This is a genomic window from Mesorhizobium sp. B1-1-6, assembly GCF_006443035.1.
GTDB lineage: Bacteria > Pseudomonadota > Alphaproteobacteria > Rhizobiales > Rhizobiaceae > Mesorhizobium.
Window position 1 is genome coordinate 71,034 of record NZ_VFWR01000013.1, and the last position, 18,726, is coordinate 89,759.

General features: G+C 64.5%; 21 protein-coding genes. 7 read left to right on the forward strand and 14 right to left on the reverse strand.

What is annotated here, in order from left to right; all coding sequences use genetic code 11:
* Window positions 1-23: 23 nt before the first annotated feature.
* The 3 genes from FJ979_RS24270 to FJ979_RS24280 all read right to left on the reverse strand — a co-directional run bounded on the left by FJ979_RS24270 (window position 24) and on the right by FJ979_RS24280 (window position 3,859).
* A complete protein-coding gene (locus FJ979_RS24270) occupies window positions 24-1,106 on the reverse strand; it encodes an ABC transporter ATP-binding protein (RefSeq protein ID WP_140584045.1) in 1,083 nt (360 codons plus the stop codon).
* Entirely contained in the window at window positions 1,103-2,683 is a 1,581-nt protein-coding gene (locus FJ979_RS24275; protein WP_181165391.1) for an iron ABC transporter permease, read from the reverse strand. Before FJ979_RS24275 ends, FJ979_RS24270 begins: the two co-directional genes overlap by 4 nt.
* 168 nt (window positions 2,684-2,851) lie before the next feature.
* Window positions 2,852-3,859, reverse strand: coding sequence for an iron ABC transporter substrate-binding protein (locus FJ979_RS24280; RefSeq protein WP_140584047.1), 1,008 nt, complete (start codon window positions 3,857-3,859; stop codon window positions 2,852-2,854).
* Here FJ979_RS24280 and FJ979_RS33385 point away from each other — a divergent pair.
* From FJ979_RS33385 to FJ979_RS24295, 4 genes are all read left to right on the forward strand, one after another.
* Entirely contained in the window at window positions 3,858-3,992 is a 135-nt protein-coding gene (locus FJ979_RS33385; RefSeq protein ID WP_263490082.1) for a hypothetical protein, read from the forward strand. The genes FJ979_RS24280 and FJ979_RS33385 overlap by 2 nt on opposite strands.
* Before the next feature lie 164 nt (window positions 3,993-4,156).
* The gene (locus FJ979_RS24285) at window positions 4,157-4,708 is read left to right on the forward strand and encodes a sigma-70 family RNA polymerase sigma factor (protein WP_140500812.1); all 552 of its coding nucleotides are present in this window, start codon (window positions 4,157-4,159) and stop codon (window positions 4,706-4,708) included.
* 1 nt (window position 4,709) lies between these two features.
* The gene (locus FJ979_RS24290) at window positions 4,710-5,348 is read left to right on the forward strand and encodes an NrsF family protein (protein WP_140500813.1); all 639 of its coding nucleotides are present in this window, start codon (window positions 4,710-4,712) and stop codon (window positions 5,346-5,348) included.
* Between the two features lie 238 nt (window positions 5,349-5,586).
* Window positions 5,587-7,482, forward strand: a complete 1,896-nt coding sequence (locus tag FJ979_RS24295) for a PAS domain S-box protein (protein ID WP_224684666.1) — start codon at window positions 5,587-5,589, stop codon at window positions 7,480-7,482.
* A gap of 34 nt (window positions 7,483-7,516) precedes the next feature.
* On the opposite strand, the gene FJ979_RS24300 is transcribed toward FJ979_RS24295, so the two are convergent.
* The 7 genes from FJ979_RS24300 to FJ979_RS24330 all read right to left on the reverse strand — a co-directional run bounded on the left by FJ979_RS24300 (window position 7,517) and on the right by FJ979_RS24330 (window position 12,927).
* Window positions 7,517-8,395, reverse strand: coding sequence for a 3-hydroxybutyryl-CoA dehydrogenase (locus FJ979_RS24300; protein ID WP_140500869.1), 879 nt, complete (start codon window positions 8,393-8,395; stop codon window positions 7,517-7,519).
* A 119-nt stretch (window positions 8,396-8,514) separates the two neighbouring features.
* Window positions 8,515-9,444 carry an electron transfer flavoprotein subunit alpha/FixB family protein gene (locus FJ979_RS24305; protein ID WP_140584049.1) on the reverse strand — a complete coding sequence of 310 codons (930 nt, stop codon included), beginning with the start codon at window positions 9,442-9,444 and terminating at the stop codon, window positions 8,515-8,517.
* A 20-nt stretch (window positions 9,445-9,464) separates the two neighbouring features.
* Entirely contained in the window at window positions 9,465-10,214 is a 750-nt protein-coding gene (locus tag FJ979_RS24310) for an electron transfer flavoprotein subunit beta/FixA family protein (protein ID WP_140525441.1), read from the reverse strand.
* 190 nt (window positions 10,215-10,404) lie between these two features.
* Window positions 10,405-11,205, reverse strand: a complete 801-nt coding sequence (locus FJ979_RS24315) for a rhomboid family intramembrane serine protease (RefSeq protein WP_140584050.1) — start codon at window positions 11,203-11,205, stop codon at window positions 10,405-10,407.
* 31 nt (window positions 11,206-11,236) lie between these two features.
* Window positions 11,237-11,818: a cob(I)yrinic acid a,c-diamide adenosyltransferase gene (locus FJ979_RS24320; protein WP_140500873.1), complete on the reverse strand. Its 582-nt coding sequence runs from the start codon at window positions 11,816-11,818 to the stop codon at window positions 11,237-11,239.
* A gap of 25 nt (window positions 11,819-11,843) precedes the next feature.
* Window positions 11,844-12,035, reverse strand: coding sequence for a twin transmembrane helix small protein (locus FJ979_RS24325; protein WP_140500874.1), 192 nt, complete (start codon window positions 12,033-12,035; stop codon window positions 11,844-11,846).
* Between the two features lie 25 nt (window positions 12,036-12,060).
* On the reverse strand, window positions 12,061-12,927 hold the full coding sequence (locus FJ979_RS24330; protein WP_140584051.1) for an SDR family oxidoreductase: 867 nt from the start codon (window positions 12,925-12,927) through the stop codon (window positions 12,061-12,063).
* A gap of 58 nt (window positions 12,928-12,985) precedes the next feature.
* On the opposite strand from FJ979_RS24330, the gene FJ979_RS24335 reads away from it, so the two are divergent.
* Window positions 12,986-13,837 carry a YihY/virulence factor BrkB family protein gene (locus FJ979_RS24335; RefSeq protein ID WP_140500876.1) on the forward strand — a complete coding sequence of 284 codons (852 nt, stop codon included), beginning with the start codon at window positions 12,986-12,988 and terminating at the stop codon, window positions 13,835-13,837.
* An 89-nt stretch (window positions 13,838-13,926) separates the two neighbouring features.
* Here FJ979_RS24335 and FJ979_RS24340 read toward each other — a convergent pair whose 3' ends face one another.
* Window positions 13,927-14,823 carry a DMT family transporter gene (locus tag FJ979_RS24340; RefSeq protein WP_140584052.1) on the reverse strand — a complete coding sequence of 299 codons (897 nt, stop codon included), beginning with the start codon at window positions 14,821-14,823 and terminating at the stop codon, window positions 13,927-13,929.
* 150 nt (window positions 14,824-14,973) lie between these two features.
* Window positions 14,974-15,843 carry a tRNA glutamyl-Q(34) synthetase GluQRS gene (gene gluQRS / locus FJ979_RS24345; protein WP_140584053.1) on the reverse strand — a complete coding sequence of 290 codons (870 nt, stop codon included), beginning with the start codon at window positions 15,841-15,843 and terminating at the stop codon, window positions 14,974-14,976.
* A gap of 74 nt (window positions 15,844-15,917) precedes the next feature.
* On the opposite strand from gluQRS, the gene FJ979_RS24350 reads away from it, so the two are divergent.
* Both FJ979_RS24350 and FJ979_RS24355 read left to right on the forward strand, forming a co-directional pair.
* On the forward strand, window positions 15,918-16,559 hold the full coding sequence (locus FJ979_RS24350) for a DNA-3-methyladenine glycosylase (RefSeq protein ID WP_140500879.1): 642 nt from the start codon (window positions 15,918-15,920) through the stop codon (window positions 16,557-16,559).
* 130 nt (window positions 16,560-16,689) lie between these two features.
* Window positions 16,690-17,247, forward strand: coding sequence for an HNH endonuclease (locus FJ979_RS24355; RefSeq protein WP_023677956.1), 558 nt, complete (start codon window positions 16,690-16,692; stop codon window positions 17,245-17,247).
* A gap of 159 nt (window positions 17,248-17,406) precedes the next feature.
* On the opposite strand, the gene FJ979_RS24360 is transcribed toward FJ979_RS24355, so the two are convergent.
* Entirely contained in the window at window positions 17,407-17,925 is a 519-nt protein-coding gene (locus tag FJ979_RS24360) for a disulfide bond formation protein B (protein ID WP_140513858.1), read from the reverse strand.
* 84 nt (window positions 17,926-18,009) lie between these two features.
* Complete coding sequence (locus FJ979_RS24365) at window positions 18,010-18,597, reverse strand: YqaA family protein (RefSeq protein ID WP_140500881.1); 588 nt, start codon at window positions 18,595-18,597, stop codon at window positions 18,010-18,012.
* Window positions 18,598-18,726 lie beyond the last annotated feature (129 nt).

Consider the following 18,726-nt stretch of genomic DNA (forward strand, 5'->3'; position numbering starts at 1 on the left):
GCGAGCCGCGAACCGTCGGCCGGTCAGGCGAATACATGCGCCTGTCCCGACACGGTGAGCCGGACGATCTCACCGACCGCCGGCGCGTCCATGCCGGACTTGCGCAGGATCAGCGGCGTGCTGCCGATGGCGGCGGCGTCCGGCGGGTCGGGGCTGTTGAGCAACCGCACCGCGACCGTGCAGGTCGAGCCGGCGAATTCGGATTCCGTTACCTCGCCAAAAAGCATGTCCGGCGTGCCCGACATGCCCTCGCGCGATGTCCGCTTCAGTCCGATCTGCTCCGGCCGCAACATGATGCGGGCGACATCGCGGCTGTCCGACGTATCGACGGCGATGCGGCCAAGCGGCGACGTGGCGAAACCGCCCGCTATCTTCGCCGGCAGGATGATGGCGTCGCCAAGGAACTCGGCAATCATCCTGTCCTTCGGCTTGAGATAAAGTTCGCGCGGCGTGCCGACCTGCGAGAACCGGCCCTCGCGCATCACCGCGACCTGGCTGGCGAAGGACAACGCCTCGGCCTGATCGTGCGTCACCAGGATGGTGGTGATGCCGGCGGCTTCGAGCAGTTCCGCCACGGCCTTGCGCATGGAGGCGCGCAGGCCGGTGTCGAGCGCCGAGAACGGTTCGTCGAGCAGCATCAGCCGCGGCTTCATCGCCATGGCGCGGGCGAGCGCCACGCGTTGCTGCTGACCGCCGGAGAGTTCGTGCGGGCGGCGCTTCAGGATCGCCTTGTCCAGCCCCACTATATAGGCGAGCTCGACGATGCGCTCGGATCGCTTGTCCAGCCGGCGGTCCATCCCGAAACCGATATTGTCGCCAATCGTCAGGTGCGGAAACAGGGCGCCGTCCTGTGCAACCAGGCCGATACCGCGGCGGTGCGCCGGAACGGCGCCGCCGCTGTCGGCCAGCATCTTTCCGTCAAGCACAATGCTGCCCTGGTCGGGCGCCTCGAAACCGGCGATCAGCCGCAGCAAGGTGGTCTTGCCGCAGCCGGACGGCCCGACGATGGCCGTGCGGCTGCCGCCGGCGACGTCGAGATCGATGCCGGCAAGCGCCGCGACCGGGCCGTAATGCTTGTGCAAGCCCCTGAGTTCGAAAAAGCTCATCGTCCTGCCATCCGTTTTGACTGGACATAGAGCAGCCAGGTCAGGGGCAGCGACATCGCCACCATGATGAAGGCGTAAGGTGCTGCCGAAGCGTAGTCGATCTCGCCGCTGTAGGACCAGAATGCCATCGCGAGCGTGCGGGTGCCGTTCGGCGCCAGCATCTGGGTCGCGGTCAGCTCGTTCATGATGCCGAGCGCCACCAGCGCCATGCCGGCGGCGGCACCCGGCGCCGACAGGCGGATCGTCGTCGACCACAATGCATGGAGCGGCGACCGCCCGAGGCTGGACGCGGCGCGCTCGAGCTCGACCGGCGCCTGCGCGATCGACGCCCGCAGGCTGATCAGGGCGCGGGGCAGGAACATCAAGGCATAGGCAACCAGGATGGTGAACAGGGTCTGATAGAGCGGCAGGGCGATGCGCACGGTGATGGTGACCAGCGCCAGTGCGATCACGACCCCGGGCAGCGATCCGACGATGTAGTTGCAGCCCTCCAGCAAGCGCTGCAGAGGCCCCGGCGCGCGGATCGAGATCCAGGCCATCGGCATGGCGGCGACGGTGGCGAGCAGCGCGCCGGCGAGCGCCAGGAACAACGTCTGGCCGAGCGCCAGGCCGATCTCGTCGAGCCGCCAGACCTCGGCGCCGCCGGCGGCAAGCCAGCGTCCGATGGTGACGAACGGTACGCCGAGCGCCAGAAGCGTGGTGGCGGCAAGCAGCAGCAGGCAAGGCACGGTCGCCCGGCCGAGCGGCGCGCGCTGTTGGTGGCGCGCGGCGCCCGAACCGACGCGGGCATAGCGCTCTTCCCCGCGCACCAGCACCTCCAGCCCGAGCAGCACGAAGCAGCAGCTCACCAGCACGCCGGCCAGCATATTCGCGGCCGGCCCGTTGAAGGTCGATTGGAACTGGTCGACGATCGCCGTGGTGAAGGTGTCGAAGCGGATGAAGACGTAAAGGCCGTATTCGGCCAACAGGTGCAGGCCGACCAGCAATGCGCCGCCACAGATGGCAAGCCTGAGCTGCGGCAGCACGACGCGCCAGAACACACGCCAGGGACCAAGGCCGAGTGCGGCCGCGGCGTCTTCGAGCGCCGGATCGAGCCGGCGCAGGGCCGCCGATACCGGCAGATAAAGGAACGGGAAATACGCTATGACAGAGACAAGCACGCCGGCCCACAAGCCATGCAGCCCGGGCACCATGGTGATCCAGGCATAGCTGTGCACGAAGGCGGGAATGGCGAGCGGCGCCACGCATAGCCAGGCCCACAGCCGGGCGCCGGGCAGGTCGCTGCGTTCGGTCAGCCAGGCCAGCGCCACCGACAGGATGATGGCGATCGGCACGGCGAGCGCGACAAGCAGGACGGTGTTGGCCAGAAGCTCGCCGACACGCGGCCGGAAAACCAGCGCCGAGACGGTTTCCCAACCGGTCTGCACGGCAACCCAGACGATGAAGGCAAGCGGCAGCAGGGCCAGCAGCGAAACGAAGATAGCGGCGGCAACGATCCATGACGCAGCGCGCCGGCGCGCCCTGCGGCGCGTCCTCGGCGGCAGGCCCGGGCTTGCGATGTCGGCCGCGAACTGCATCGGCTCAGACTTCGCGCCCTTGCCGCCCGGCGGCGGCAATCGAAAGACCACGATCATGGTCGGGAATACAGCGTGTCGTCATCGACGAATGCCATCTCGAAAAAACAAAACGCTCCCGCGGAATTCCCGCGGGAGCACGGCCGGTGTCCTTATTAGGACGAACGGCAACTAAAGCAAGCCGGCCGCCGTCATCAGGTCGGTGGCCTTCTTGGAGTTCAGCGTCGCGGCATCGATCTTCGGCGCCTGCAGGTCGGCCAGCGGCACCAGCTTCGGATTGGACTCTGCGCCCTTGCCGACCGCGTATTCGAAGGACGTTCCGTTCTTCAGCACGTCCTGGCCGCCCTTGCCGGTCACCCACTTCAGGAAAGCCTGGGCTTCCTTGGGATGCTTGCTCGAAGCCAGCACGCCACCGCCGGAGGTCGAGACGAAGGCGCCCGGATCCTGGTTTTTGAAATAATGCAGCGCAACGTTCTTGCTGTTCTCGCCGGTCTTGGCCTGATCGCCGAAGTAGTAGTAGTGATAGATCACGCCGCCTTCGATCTCGCCGGCGTTGACCGCCTTCATCACGGTGCTGTTGCCCTTATAGGCGGTGAAATTCTGCTTCATCGCCTTCAGCCAGTCCGCTGTCGCGGCTTCGCCCTTGAGCTGCAGCAGCGCGCTGACGATAGCCTGGAAATCGGCGCCCGACGGCGAGGCGGCCCAGCGGCCTTTCCAGCTCGGATCGGCAAGGTCGAGCAGCGACTTGGGCAACTGGTCGGCCTTGAGCTTGGTGGTATTGTAGGCAAAGACGGTGCTGCGGGCGGCAACGCCGACCCATTTGCCGCTCGCTGCCTGATAATCCTGCGGAACCTGCGCCAGTGTGTCGGCGTCGACCGGCGCGAACAGGCCGGCACTCTCGACCAGCACCATGGCCGGCGAATTCTCGGTCAGGAACACGTCGGCGGGCGAGGCGGTGCCCTCCGCGACGATCTGGTTGGAGAAATCGCTGTCGCCGCCATTGCGCAACGTGACCTTGATGCCGGTTTCCTTGGTGAAGCCGTCGGCCCATTCCTTGGCGAGGCTCTCGTGCTGGGCATTGTAGACGATGATGCCTGTATCCTCAGCCATCGCCTGGCCAGCCATCAGGCTGACCGCCACCACCGCGGCGCCGGCAAGGGTGGAAAGAGCGTATTTCATGGGCGTCGTCCTCGATCTCGTTGAACTGGCACGCAGCACCTATCGATACATGACAGGTGTAGTCAACATTTTTGGCCTGCTTCAATCGGCCGCTGGCGGCATAGACCCATGCCAGGCGGACAATTCCGCGTGATGGCCGCGCGCGACCGACGGTCCAGGACACAGTCGCCGTCGACGAGCCCAAGTTCGCGTTCGCCCGCAATCTTTCGTGACTTGCCGGTAGTTTGCCTTGGACATTATTTCGCCGGCCACGTAACAAATCAGCGCCGAGGCGCGAAGATCGGGGAGTGAACTCTTGTGAGCGGCAAGGACGAGGCCGAGCTTTCCCGGCTGATGCGAGCCGCGATCGCGGGAGATGAAAGGGCCTATGCCGACTTTCTGCACCGGACGGCCGCTCTGGTTCGCGGTTTTGCCAGGCGCAAGATCGTCAAAGGCGGGGTCGATCCCGAGGATGTCGTGCAGGAAACCTTGCTGGCCATTCATGTGAAACGGCACACCTGGCGCCAGGACGCACCTGTGCTGCCCTGGGTCTATGCCATCGCGCGCTTCAAGTTGATCGACGCGTTCCGGCGGCGCGGACGGCGCATCGAGATCGATGTCGACGATATCGCCGAAACCTTCGCCGAGCCGGAAACGGAAACCGTCAGCGAACGCGACATCAGCCGGGCGCTCGACGGCCTGCCGCCGGCACAGCGCTCCGTGGTGTCGTCCGTGTCGGTGGAGGGGCGCTCGATCGGCGACACGGCAGCCAAGTTCGGCATCAGCGAAACAGCGGTGCGGGTTTCCTTGCATCGCGGACTTGCAGCCATTGCCAAGCGGTTCGGGCAGGGGCGGTTTGGGCGGGAATGACATGAGGACCGAGGATCTCATCAAGGCGCTTGATGCCGACGCCCGCAGCAAGGCGATGCCGCTGCGCTCGGCCTGGTGGCTGGCTGCCGGCGTGGCCGCCGTGATCGCGGGCGCGGTTTTCATGATGACGATCGGTCCGCGCCCCGACTTCATGGCTGCCGCACATACGATGCGCTTTCTTTCGAAGTTCCTGTTCACCATCGTGCTCGCCGCCAGCGCCTTCGCCTTCGTCAGGGCATTGTCGACACCGGGAGCATCGACAGGCAAGGCGGCGGCCTGGATGGCGGCTGCGCCCGTGCTCGTGGCAGTGGCCGTGGTGCTGGAGCTTTACGCCGTGCCCGAGGCCGACTGGGGCAGGCGTCTCGTCGGTTCCAACATGATGGTCTGCATGGGGCTCATCCCGCTGATCGGCATCGGCCCGCTTGCCATCTTCCTGTGGATGCTGCGCTATGGCGCGCCGACACGGCCGGTGCTGGCCGGCACGGCCGCGGGCCTGCTCGCCGGCGGGCTGGCGGCGACCTTCTATGCCGCGCATTGCTTTGATGATTCGCCGCTTTTCGTCGCCACCTGGTATACGATCGCGATCGCTGCGCTGGCGCTGCTCGGCGCGCTCGGCGGCCGGTTTTTCGTGCGCTGGTAGCGCGCCGCCCGCTCCTGCATCCCGCGCACACCGATCCTTAATCATGCCGGCAAATGTTTGCCGGCCGGCGGTATCGCCGATACCCGACGCAACCTTTCCTTAAAATCGATCCGTCAGGATTTTCACGGGAAATGCGATTGCCCACGGGGTGGTACAAATCGTGGCAATGCGAAGGATCATCGGGCCGGCGCCGCACAGACATGCGGGGTTGGCTCTGCTCGTGGGCGGGACAGCGGCGATGACGGCATCGATCCTGCTGTCGCGGCTGGATCCCGGCGCCGAGACGCTCGAATTATGTGTGCAGGCGTCGGTCGGTGTGGCAGCCGGCGCACTTCTCCTGGCCTGCATGTTCGCGCGCGTCATCCGCAAGGACCGCCGCCAGATCGCCGAGAGCGAGCAGCGCTTCCGCCGTGCCATGGAGGATTCCTCCATCGGCGTCGCCATCGTCGGCCTCGACGGGCGCATTCTCGAGGCCAACCCGGCTTTCGCTGCCATGCTCGACTACCGCCGCGACGAGATCGAGGCGTTGACCTTCTTCCAGCTCACGCATGCCGACGATATGGAGATCGGGCGGGAGACGATGGAAGACCTGAAGGCCGGCAAGATCGATTCCTTTCATTTCGAGAAGCGCTATCTCAAGAAGGACGGCACGCCCGTCTGGGCCCGGCTGGCCGGCTCCGTCATTCGCGACGGGAATAGCGGCCGGCCGCTGTATCTCGTCTCGCAGATAGAGGACATCGATGCGCGCAAACAGGCCGAGGCGCGGATCGCCGAGGCCGAAACGCGCTGGAACTTTGCATTGGCCGGCGCCGGCCAGGGCGTCTGGGACTTCGACAAGCGCAGGGGCGGCACTAACTATTCCTCGACCTGGGTCAAGATGCTGGGTTATGCCGACGGGGAACTCGACGGTGACCCCGATCACTGGCTGGCGATGATACATCCCGACGATCGCGAAGCCGTGGCCGAGGCGGACCGCGCCCATCTCGAAGGCCGCACGCCGTTCTTCGAGGCCGAATTCAGGATGCGCCACAAGGATGGCCGCTGGCTCTGGTTCCTCGACCGCGGCAAGGCGATCGAGCGCGACGAAGAGGGGCGGCTGATCAGGGCGATAGGCAGCCTGACCGACATCACCCGGCGCAAGCAGGCGGAGGAGCGCCTCGCCGTGTCGGCGGCCATGCTGGCCGACGAAAAGGAGCGCCTCAAAGTGACGCTCCAGTCGATCGGCGATGCCGTCATCTGCACCGATGCCGCCAACCGCGTCACCTTCATGAATCCTGTCGCCGAAAAGCTGACCGGTGTCTCCTGCAATGATGCCCTCGGCAAGACGCTCGGCCATGTCTATTGGGCGGTCGACGAGGAGACCGGCCACAGGATCGGCGTGGCGCGGCCTGCGATCGGCGGCCAGGGAGCCGATGACCAGAACAGCCGCGCCGTCCTCATCCGGCGCGACGAGACGCGCTGCAGCATCCGGCAGGTCGTGTCGCCGATCATGAACGAACGCAACGAATTCTGCGGACTGGTCATCGTCTTTCAGGACTTCACCGATGCGCGGGCGCTGCAGCGCCAGCTTGCCCACGCCGCCGCGCATGATGCGCTGACCGGCCTTGCCAACCGCGCGAGTTTCATCCGCGCCATGGAAGAACTGGTCGATCAGGCCCGCAAGGAGGGGATCGGACATCAGTTCATGTTCATCGATCTGGATCATTTCAAACTGGTCAACGACACAGGCGGCCACGCGGCGGGAGACGCATTGCTCAAGCGCGTTGCCGAGGCCGTGCGTGGCGTGCTTGGTCCGCAGGACATGGTCGCGCGTCTGGGCGGCGACGAATTCGCGGTCATTCTGAAGTCGGGCTCGGCCGCCGGGGCCAGGATCGCGGCGCGATCCATCATCGATGCGATACAGGGCCTCGACTTCACCTGGGAAGGCCGTCCCCATTCGATCGGCGCCAGCATCGGACTGGCTCCTATCAACGCCGATTGCGGCGCGGTCGACGAGATCATCGCCAGGGCAGACGCCGCCTGCTACGTGGCCAAGGCTGCCGGTCGCGGATGCGTGTCCATGGCGCCGGAGACCGATGCGAAGGACGACAGGGTCGAAATCGAGACGCCCAAGCCCCTGGCCGCCGCGTCGTAAACCCGCGCGGCCAGGCCGTGATCAGCCTGGCGGGTCAGCGTGTCGGAACCGGATGCTCGCCGCGATAATCGTAGAAGCCGCGGCCGGTCTTGCGGCCGAGCCAGCCGGCCTCGACATATTTGACCAGCAACGGGCAGGGGCGGTACTTCGAATCCGACAGGCCGTCATGCAGCACCTGCATGATCGACAGGCAGGTGTCCAGGCCGATGAAATCGGCCAGCTGCAGCGGCCCCATCGGATGATTGGCGCCGAGCCGCATGGCGGTGTCGATGGCATCGACCGTGCCGACGCCCTCATAGAGCGTGTAGATCGCCTCGTTGATCATCGGCAAAAGGATGCGGTTGACGATGAAGGCCGGAAAATCCTCCGAGACCGTGATCGTCTTGTCGAGCTGCTTCACATAGGTCTTTGCCGCCTCGAAGGTCTGGTCCTCGGTGGCGATGCCGCGCACCAGTTCGACCAGCTTCATCAGGGGAACCGGGTTCATGAAATGGATGCCGATGAAGCGCTCGGGGCGGTCGGTCTGCGCGGCTAGCCGCGTGATCGAGATCGACGAGGTATTGGTCGCCAGTATGGCCTCGGGATTGAGCTGCGGACAAAGCTGGGCGTAGATCTTGCGCTTGACCGTCTCGTCCTCGGTCGCTGCCTCGATGACCAGGTCGGCACCGGCGAGATCGGCCATGGATGGCGCCGCCGCGATGCGCGCCATCGCCTGGTTGCGGAGCTTCTCGTCGAGCTTGCCGGACCCCACCTGGCGGGCCATGTTGCCGCTGACAGTGGCGATGCCCTTCTCGATACGGTCGGGCGATATATCGTAGATCAGCACCTTGTAGCCCGAAAGCGCGGAGACATGGGCGATGCCGCCGCCCATCTGGCCCGCGCCGATGATGCCGATCGTTTCGATCTTGCTCATTACACCGATCCCGTCGAAAAAGACCTTTGCGGCCTGCTTTTTGTGCGGTGCAAACTAAAAGGGTGGGGCGACTTCGTCTACCCCACCCCTCACAATTTAATACGCTTTGCGGCAGGGCGTCAAAGCGCCTTCTGCAACTCCGGCAGGACAACGAACAGATCGCCGACGAGGCCATAGTCGGCAACCTGGAAGATCGGCGCTTCCTCGTCCTTGTTGATGGCGACGATGACCTTCGAATCCTTCATGCCGGCGAGGTGCTGGATGGCGCCGGAGATGCCGACGGCGATGTAGAGGTCGGGGGCGACGACCTTGCCGGTCTGGCCGACCTGCCAATCATTCGGCGCATAACCGGCATCGACGGCGGCGCGGGATGCGCCGACGGCAGCGCCGAGTTTGTCGGCGACCGGCAGGATGACCTCCTGGAACTTCTCCGAGGAGCCGAGCGCGCGGCCGCCCGAGATGATGATCTTGGCCGAGGTCAGTTCCGGACGGTCGGTCTCCGACAGCTTGTTCTCGACAAAGGAGGAGAGGCCCGGATTGGCCGCAGCGCTGACGGTTTCGACAGCGGCCGAACCGCCCTCGGGCGCCGCCTGGAAGGAGGCGGTGCGCACGGTAATGACCTTCTTGGCATCGGTCGACTGTACCGTCTGGATGGCATTGCCGGCATAGATCGGCCGCTTGAAGGTATCCGGCGAGATCACTTCGATGATCTCGGAGACCTGCGCCACGTCGAGCAAAGCGGCCACGCGCGGCGCGACGTTCTTGCCCGACGAGGTTGCCGGCGCGACGATGGCATCATAGGAGCCCGCCAGCGACACGACGAGCGCCGCGGTCGGCTCGGCGAGACGCTCGGCAAGCTCGTCGGCTTCGGCGAGCAGCACCTTGCTCACGCCCTTCAACTTGGCGGCGGCGTCGGCTGCGCCCTTGGCGCCCTTGCCGGCCACCAGCACATGCACGTCCGAGCCGATCTGCAGCGCGGCCGACAGCGCCTTGGCGGTCTGGTCGGAAAGGGTAGCGTTGTCGTGTTCGGCGATGAGGAGAATGGTCATTTTATCTGTTCCTTCCGATCTCAGAGCACGCCGGCTTCGTTCTTCAGCTTGTCGATGAGCTCGGCGACGCTCTTGACCTTGACACCCGCCTTGCGGCCGCCCGGCTCTTCGGTCTTGATGACCTTCAGCCGCGGCTTGACGTCGGCGCCGTAGTCGGCCGGGCTCTTCTCGTCGAGCGGCTTCTTCTTGGCCTTCATGATGTTGGGCAGCGATGCATAGCGCGGCTGGTTGAGGCGAAGGTCGGCAGTGACGATCGCCGGCATCTTCAGCTCAACCGTCTGCAAGCCGCCGTCGACCTCGCGCGTCACCCTGGCCTTGTCGCCCTCCAGCACCACCTTGGAAGCAAACGTGCCCTGCGCCCAGCCGAGAAGGGCTGCGAGCATCTGGCCGGTCTGGTTGGAATCATCGTCGATCGCCTGCTTGCCGAGGATGACAAGGCCGGGCTGCTCGGCCTCGACCACGCCCTTCAGCACCTTGGCGACGCCCAGTGGCTCTGTCTGCTCGTCGGTCTTGACCAGGATGGCGCGGTCGGCGCCCATCGCGAGCGCGGTGCGAAGCGTCTCCTGCGCCTGCTGCGGGCCGATCGACACGACGATGATCTCTTCGGCCTTGCCGGCTTCCTTGAGCCGGATCGCCTCTTCCACCGCGATCTCGTCGAATGGGTTCATTGCCATCTTGACGTTGGCCAATTCCACCGCCGAACCGTCAGCCTTGACGCGAACCTTCACGTTCGCATCCACAACCCGCTTCACGGGCACAAGGATCTTCATTTTCCTGTCACCTCTCTTGAGATAGTTGGGGCGCGCTATACCAGCGTGAACCCTGTCAGAGTTGTCGAAAGCCGACATTCCGGATGGAAATTCTGCTCTTCAACCGCCAAAGGCGGGCGGAAACGCTTCCGTAGTTGCGGCGAACCCGCACGTCAATATGCCACGGCGTCGGACAATTCACTCAATCGGTTCAGTCGGGGCCGGGGGCACTTCCCCGACCCCAGCGTGGCACGGGCTGCGCGGCAATCGGCTCGTTTACGGCCGGATCTACGGCGATGGCGGGCTGGTCGGCGGGTGCGGCCTCTTCGTCCGCGCCCGCAAAAAGCGGCACGCCGCGGCGGCGCAGCACGAGCACCAGCACGGCGCCGGCGATGATGCCGCCTATGTGGCAGGCCCAGGAAATCTGGTCCTCGCCACCGGCGGCGAACATGACGATCTGGAACAGCACCCACAGGAGGAGCGGGATGAAGGCCGGGATGCGCAGCGGAATGCGGGCAAAGGCCAGCACCCAGACCTTCACCCTGGGATAGAGGATCAGGTAGGCGACGACCACGCCGGCGATGGCGCCGGAGGCGCCGATCAGCGGCACCTGCGAGTCCCACGCGATGAGGCCCTGGAAGGCGGCTCCGGCGATGGCGCACAGGAGGTAGAAGATGAGATAGCGGATATGGCCGAGCGCGTCCTCGACATTGTCGCCGAACACCCACAGGAACAGCATGTTGCCGCCAAGATGGAAAATGTCGGCATGCAGGAATGAGTAGGTGAGATAGCTCAGGCTTTCGGGAATGACGATAAAGCGCGGGTCGAGCTCTGCCGTGTCATGCACCACGGAGGGGATGAAGCCGAGGCCGAGCACGGCGGCATTGGTGAAATTCTCGCCCCCGAGCGCGGTGGCGCAATAGACCAGCGCGTTGGCCAGGATCAGGGCGATCGTCACATATTGCAGCCTGATGTGCCGCAGCCTGTTGGTGTCGTAGAGCGGGATGAACATAGGTGCCTGGCCTCTCCCGCCTTGGCATAGTTCAGCGGTTCTTGCCAGGAACCCATAACACGTCGGCATTTCCATTGTCATTGACCGCCCTGGCGGCGACGAACAGGAAATCGGAGACGCGGTTGATGTATTTCAGCCCGTCGCGGTTGACGTGCTCACCAGGATGCTGTGCGAGCGCCACCATCAGCCGCTCGGCCCGCCGCGCCACCGTGCGGGCGAGATGGAGCGCAGCGGCGGCCGGCGTGCCGCCGTTCAGCACGAAGGATTTGAGCGGCTGGAGGTCGTTGTTGAGGAGATCGATGTCGTGTTCGACGCGCTCGGTCTGCGCGGCAATGATGCGCAGCGGTTCGTAGCCGAGCGGCTTGCCGTCGTCGGGCACAGCCAGATCGGCGCCGAGGTCGAAGAGATCGTTCTGGATGCGGGCAAGCATGGCGTCAATCGCCGGGTGGCTTGGGGCGGTGTGAACACGAGCCATGCCAATGCAGGCGTTGGCTTCGTCGACAGTGCCGTAGGCGTCCACCCTGAGATCGGACTTCAGCCGCCGCTCACCCGTGCCGAGCCCGGTGGTGCCGTTGTCGCCGGTGCGGGTGTAGATCTTGTTGAGCTTGACCACGTCGCCTCCCGAACGGCCGGTGTCCTCATTTGCGGGTGAAATACACGGCCAGCAGGATCAGCGCCAGCGCCACGGCCTGCAGCACGACGCGCGTCTGCATCAGCTTGTTGGAGGTCATGCCGGAACCGCCGCGCATCATGTTGATCAGGCCCCGGACCAGCACGATCACCACGGCGACCATGACCAGGATGGCAAGGATGTTGAAGACGGATGCCATTTTGCGTTTCCAGTCCTTTTCTTGTTCAGGCGCGTTTGGCGAGCAGGCGGTAAAGCATCGATGCCGGCAGGATGCGTTTGAGCGTGGCGCCGACCTTGGCCGGCACTGTTACCACATAGTGCGGGCGCGGGCGCCGCGACAGAAGTGCATGGCGAAGCGCCTTGTGGACCACTTCCGGCCCGGGCTTCAGCGCCGATTGGCTGCCGCCGGTGCGCATCCGTTCCAACTGCGCCTCATAGTCCGCGCGGTGCACGGAATTCTCATGGTCGATATTCCTGAGAAACCAGGCGAGGCCATTGCTGGCGATCTTCGATTTCACCGGCCCCGGCTCGATCAGCGAGACATGCACGCCGCTGCCGGCCAATTCCTGGCGTTGACAGAGCATCAGCGCCTCCAAAGCGTGTTTGGATGCCGAATAGGCGCCGCGAAAACGTACCGGCACCAGGCCAAGGATCGACGAGCAATGAACGATCCGGCCACCGCCCTGGCGGCGCATCACCGGCACGAGCCGGCGGGTCAGGTCGTGCCAGCCGAAGAAATTGGCCTCGAACTGCTCGCGCAAGGCGGCCACCGGCAGATCCTCGACCGCGCCCGCTTGCGCATAGGCGCCATTGTTGAACAGAGCATCGATCCTGCCGCCGGTCCGCTCCAGCACTGAAGCCGCAGCCGCCTCGATGGAGGCAGGTTCGCGATAGTCCAGATAGAACGCCTCGATGCCCTCCTTTTCCAGGGCCGCGATGTCTTCGGGCTTGCGCGCCGTGGCGAACACCCGCCAGCCTTCCGCCTTGAGCGCTCGCGCGCAATAAGCGCCTATGCCGGACGACGCGCCGGTGACGATGATGACGCGCAACGCGCGTGCCGACGGATTCGTCTTATGACCAAGGGTTGCCATTTGCCGCATTCCCTTCCCATATTCGCGGCGTCGAGACAATCGAAGGGGAGCGCGGTTCTTGTTGCGGAATATCGTCGCCCTGCGCCGCGTGCTCTACGACGCGATCGGTCATTTCAACACCGATGACGGCTGGGCGATGGCCAGCCATCTGGCAATCACCTCGCTGATGGCGCTGTTTCCGTTCCTGATCTTCGCCACCACGCTGGCGAGCTTCCTCGGCGCGCAAGCCTTCGCCGACACGGCCGTGCACCTGGTCTTCGACACCTGGCCGGAACAAATCGCCAAACCGATCGCGCGAGAGGTGCTGAACGTGCTCACCGTGCGACGATCGGATCTGCTCACCTACGGCGTGCTGCTGGCCGCCTATTTCGCCTCGAACGGCATCGAGGCGCTGCGCACCTCGCTCAACCGGGCCTATCGCGTCACAGAGACGCGCGGCATCATCTATCGCCGCGTGCAGAGCATCTTCTTCGTGCTGATCGCCACGGCAGGCTTCCTGGCGATCAGCGTGCTCCTGGTCTTCGCGCCATTGCTGGCGCGGCTGGCCGAGGCGCATTTCGAGTGGATAAAACCCTATACGGGCACCATCACGCTGTGGCGCTACGTCATCGCCTCGACCGTCATCGTCGGCGGTCTGTTTTCAGTGCATTACTGGCTGCCGGCCGGCAAGCGCCGTTTCGTCTCGCTGATCCCCGGCATCGTCTTCACGCTCGCCGCATGGCTGATCGGCTCGACCATTTTCGCCACCTATCTCGACCATTTCTCGTCCTATGTGACGACCTATGCCGGGCTTGCCTCGATCATGATCGCGGTGGTCTTTCTCTACATCGTGTCCGCGATCTTCATTCTCGGCGGCGAACTCAACGCAGCAATCAGCCGCTATCTCGAGGCACGCGCGCGGGTGGGATGACCGGCTGAATTGAGGAACTGGAGAATTGGAGAATTGGAGAATTGAAGAAGAAGCCCCCAGCGCCAGATGGCACCATTTTCCTCAATTCCTCAATTCCTCATTTCTACAATTCTTCCCTTGGTCTGCCGCACCGTTGCCAGACCGACACCGAAGGTCGTGATCGCCATGCCGGCAATCTGAAGCGCGTTGAGCTGCTCGTCGAACAAGGCCCAGGCGATGACGGCCGTCACCGCCGGCACCAGATAGAACAGCGAAGCGACCTTCGACATCTCGCCGTCGCGGATCATCACCATCAGAAGGAAGATGGCGCCGATCGACAGCACCAGCACCAGCCAGGCCATGGCGAAGATCAATTCGCCGTTGATGACGACCGTGTGGGTCTCGAAGGCCAGTGAAGCCAGGATCATCACCGAAGCGCCGCCGACATATTGCCACATGGTCGCGGCGACGAGGTCGCCGCCGGAAGCAAAACGCTTCTGCCATATCGTGCCGGCGCTCATGCCGAGCACCGAGACGAGCGAAGCCGTCAACGTGGCTGACGTCACGCCGCCGCCGAGCGCGCCGAGCTTTGGCCAGAGCACGATGACGACTCCGGCCAGGCCGACCGCGAGGCCGGCCCAATGGCGCGGCAGGATCGCCTCGCCGAGAAACTTGCCGGCGAGCACCGCCGTGATCAGCGGCTGCAGGCCGACAATCAGCGCCGACAGCCCGGCGGGCATGCCCCTGTGGATAGCCCAGAAGACCGCGCCGAGATAGACGCCATGCATCAGAATGCCGGCCCCGGTGGCGTGCAATGCCTCTTCGCGGGAGGCTCTCTTGGAGCCAAGTACGACCACCAGGCCGGCGAACAACGCCGCCGCCAGGACGAAGCGCGCAGCCAGGAACGTAAACGGTTCGGCCCACGGCATGGCATAGCGGGCGCCGATGAAGCCGGTCGCCCACAGGACGACGAAAGTGGCGGGGATGAGCCGCTTGACGCTGTGCATTTTCCGGGGACCGCGCTTGATGAGAATTGAGCCGTGGCGAAGCTCTAGTCCGGTTCAAGCCGGCGCGCAAAACGAAACGATTGATCCATGCATCACCGGAATTCAACCGGCCGCCTTTTCTGCAAGCTGTCTCTTCGGCCTTCGCCTGCGTCAGAGACCGACCATCCGCCTGACATCGTGAGCCGACACGCCCGCTTCGCGCAAGACGGCAAGGCCGGTGTCCTTCAGGCTTTTCGACAGCTTGCGCCCGTCGGGTCCCAGGATCAGCCGGTGATGGAAATAGGCTGGCTGCGGCAGGCCAAGCAGTTCCTGAAGCAGCCGCTGTACCCCGGTGGCGGAATAAAGATCCTGGCCGCGCACGACATGGCTGACGCCCTGCAGCGCATCGTCGACGACGACGGCGAGATGATAGCTGGTCGGGATTTCGCGGCGCGCCACGATCACGTCGCCCCAATCGCGCGGGCGGGCCTCGACGACGCGCGTCGCGGAAAGCGATTCGTCTGAAAATTCGTTCCATGACAAATCCTTGCCGACGCGTGCCATCGCCGCATCGACATCCAGCCGCCAGGCGAAGGGAGCGCCCTCGGCAATGCGGCGCCGGCGTTCCTTCGCCGGCAGAGCCTTGTCGACGGCGGGATAGACCGGCACGCCGTCGGGATCGCGCGGCCAGTCGCGCTTTTCGCTCTCGGTGATGAAAGCCCGGATCTCGCTTCTGCTCATGAAGGCGGGATAGACGAGGTCCTCCCGCATCAGCCGGTCAAGCACCGTCTCATAACAGGCGAAGTGCTCGGATTGCCGTCGTACAGGCTGTTCCCAGGCAAGACCGAGCCATTTCAGGTCGGCAAAGATGCCCGCCTCGAATTCCGGCGAGCAGCGCGTGGTGTCGATATCCTCGATGCGCAGCAGCAGGCGGCCGCCGACCGCTCGCGCCAGTTTCTGGTTGAGCAGCGCCGAAAAGGCATGGCCGAGATGCAGTTCGCCATTGGGACTGGGCGCGAAACGGAATGTCAGGAGTGTCATCTCTTGAGCGGCAATCGGGTTGTGCGGCGGTTTTGCCAATTGCTACCGTGCGGCCGGTTCAGGAACAAGAAAGCATGCAACGTATCGCCACATTGGACGACATCGCCCGGGGGCTCGACGCGCTTTGCGCGATCGACCCAAGGCTGGAAAAGATCCGCGGCATGGCGGGCGAGGTGCCGCTACGGCTTTCCCAACCGGGATTCTTGAGCCTTGCCTCGATCATCGTCTCGCAGCAGGTGTCGCGCGCCAGCGCCGATGCGATCTTCGGCCGGCTGACGAAACTGGTCGACCCGCTGACGCCGCTGGCGATCCTTGCCGCCGGCGAGGACATGTTTCGCGAGGCGGGCCTGTCGCGACCCAAGCAACGCGGCCTCCTCGCCGCCGCCCAGGCGGTGGCGGACGGCCTCGATCTTCATCATTTGTGTTCGCTTGACGCCGGCGAGGCAATCACGACCATGACGGCGGTGCCCGGTATCGGTCCGTGGACGGCGCAGGTGTATCTGCTGTTCGCCGCAGGCCATCCCGACATCTTCCCGGCGCGCGATGTCGCGCTCCAGACCGCCGTCGGCCATGCGCTCGGCATCGACCCGCGTCCGCAGGAGAAAACACTGATCCAACTCGCCGAATCATGGAGCCCATGGAGAGGTGTCGCATCGCGGCTTTTCTGGTCCTATTATCGCGAATTGAAGGGCAGGGATGCCGCACCCCCGGCCTGAAAGCGCGAAAAAGCATCAAAATCTCGTTTTTTTGTGCCTTCGGACGCGTGACAATCCGCTTCACATCCCTGTCATGTCGGGCTTACAGTATCCGCGCCATTCAGGTTAGAGAACCAAGGAGGCCAACGACGTGACGGTTGCCGTATCTCCGGATGGGCTTCCAGCGCTGGTGCTGAATGCGGATTACCGTCCGCTCAGCTATTACCCCCTGTCGCTCTGGTCGTGGCAGGACGCCATCAAGGCGGTGTTCCTCGAACGGGTGAACATCGTCGCCGAATACGAGCACGCGGTGTCCTCGCCGACCTTCTCGATGAAGCTGCCGAGCGTCGTCAGCCTGAAGGCCTATGTGAAGCCGTCGCGGCATCCCGCCTTCACACGCTTCAATGTCTTCCTGCGTGACCGCTTCCAGTGCCAATATTGCGGCACGCCCGACGATCTGACCTTCGATCACGTCATCCCCCGCCACCGCGGGGGTGCTACGACGTGGGAGAATGTCGTCGCCGCCTGTTCCCCCTGCAATCTCAGGAAAGGCGGCATGATGCCGGCGCATGCCAAGATGTGGCCGTTGCAGAAGCCCTACCAGCCGACGGTGCACGACCTGCACAATAATGGCCGTCTGTTCCCGCCCAACCATCTGCATGAAAGCTGGATGGATTATCTGTACTGGGATGTCGAACTCGAACCCTGAGAGCGTCCGACAATTCGGGACGCTGGCCGTCTGAAGCGATTGTCTGCGCTTCCGATGCTCACGGACCAATGTCCGCTCCGCTTCGGTTCTCGACAATCACTCCATGCGACTCAGCCTGCCGAATTCTTGAACGATCTCGCGTCGGCGCTTTCGCGCTACTCAGTCGCGCGAAAGAGCGCTGCGGAAGGCGACGGCCGCGAGGACAAGGCTGGCGATGGCGTTCCAGCCGGCGAGCGACAGGCCGAGGATGCGAAGCGCGGCCTTGTCGCAGGAGGGGGGCACGAATTTGTCGAGCGCGTCGAGCACGCCTTTGCCGCCGGTGTCGACCGGGCCTCCGCCCGCGGTGCAATCGGCCGGGCCCTGCCACCAAGCCCACTCCACGCCGGCGTGATAGATGCCGAGATACAGCCCATAGAGCATCAGCAGGCCGCCGATGGCCAGCAAGCCGCGCACCACCCATGCCGGCGCGTGCAGCGCCGATGCAAGCAGCGCCAGCAGCATCAGCGGCACGCCGATATAGTAGGGCGTGCGCTGTTCCAGGCAGAGATGGCAAGGGATGTAGCCGCCAATGTACTGGAAGGCGAGCGCGGAGCCGACAGTGGCGGCCATGGCTACGGCAAGGAACAGGGCCGTCATGGTCCGCTGGCGTCCGGTGTTGGCAGTCATGGTCGCAGTCATGGGGTCTTTCGTCCGTTGTGTTCGCCGCTCGCCCGGTCTTGTGGTCCATGTCGCCACGCCGCCGCGCGGTTTGGGCGACATGAATCAGAAGGCGTATTTGACCAGGATATAGAGCAAAATCAGGGCGGCTGCCGCCGCACCCGCGATCAGGCCGAGGCGCTTTTCGATGAACTCGCGGATCGGCTCGCCATAGCGGCGCAGCAGCCAGGCCAGGAGCAGGAAGCGCCCGCCGCGCGCCACGATTGCCAGCGCGATGAACAGCAAAAGATTGACGCCGATGACCCCCGAAAGGATCGTCACCACCTTGATCGGCGGCAGATGGGCGGCGCCCGAGGTGATCAGCATCAAGATGATGAAGCCGATGCCCGAAGAGACGCGCAGCGCCTCGAACTCGTCATACTTGCCGTAGAATTCGAGGATGGGCCGCGCCAGCGCGTCGTAGGCGTAGTGGCCGATGAACCAGCCGGCGATGCCGCCCAGCACGGAGGCGACGGTGGCGATCAGCGCATAGCGATAGGCGCGATCAGGCCGCGACAGTGCCATCGGCAGATAGAGCACGTCGGCCGGCACCAGGAACACGGAACTCTCGACGAAGGCGATGAAGGCCAGCCACCATTCGGCGGATTTGCGCGCCGCCAGCGACAAGGTCCAGTCGTACAGTCCGCGAAGCATCGGCTCTCCTAATGTCGTAAATGCCTACCGCACGGCGCCCACATGCACGGCGTGGCCGGCATAAGGGCAGGCAGAAAACCAGGGGCATGGATGAAACAGGTGCATGCGTGAAACCAAGACCCGAAGCGC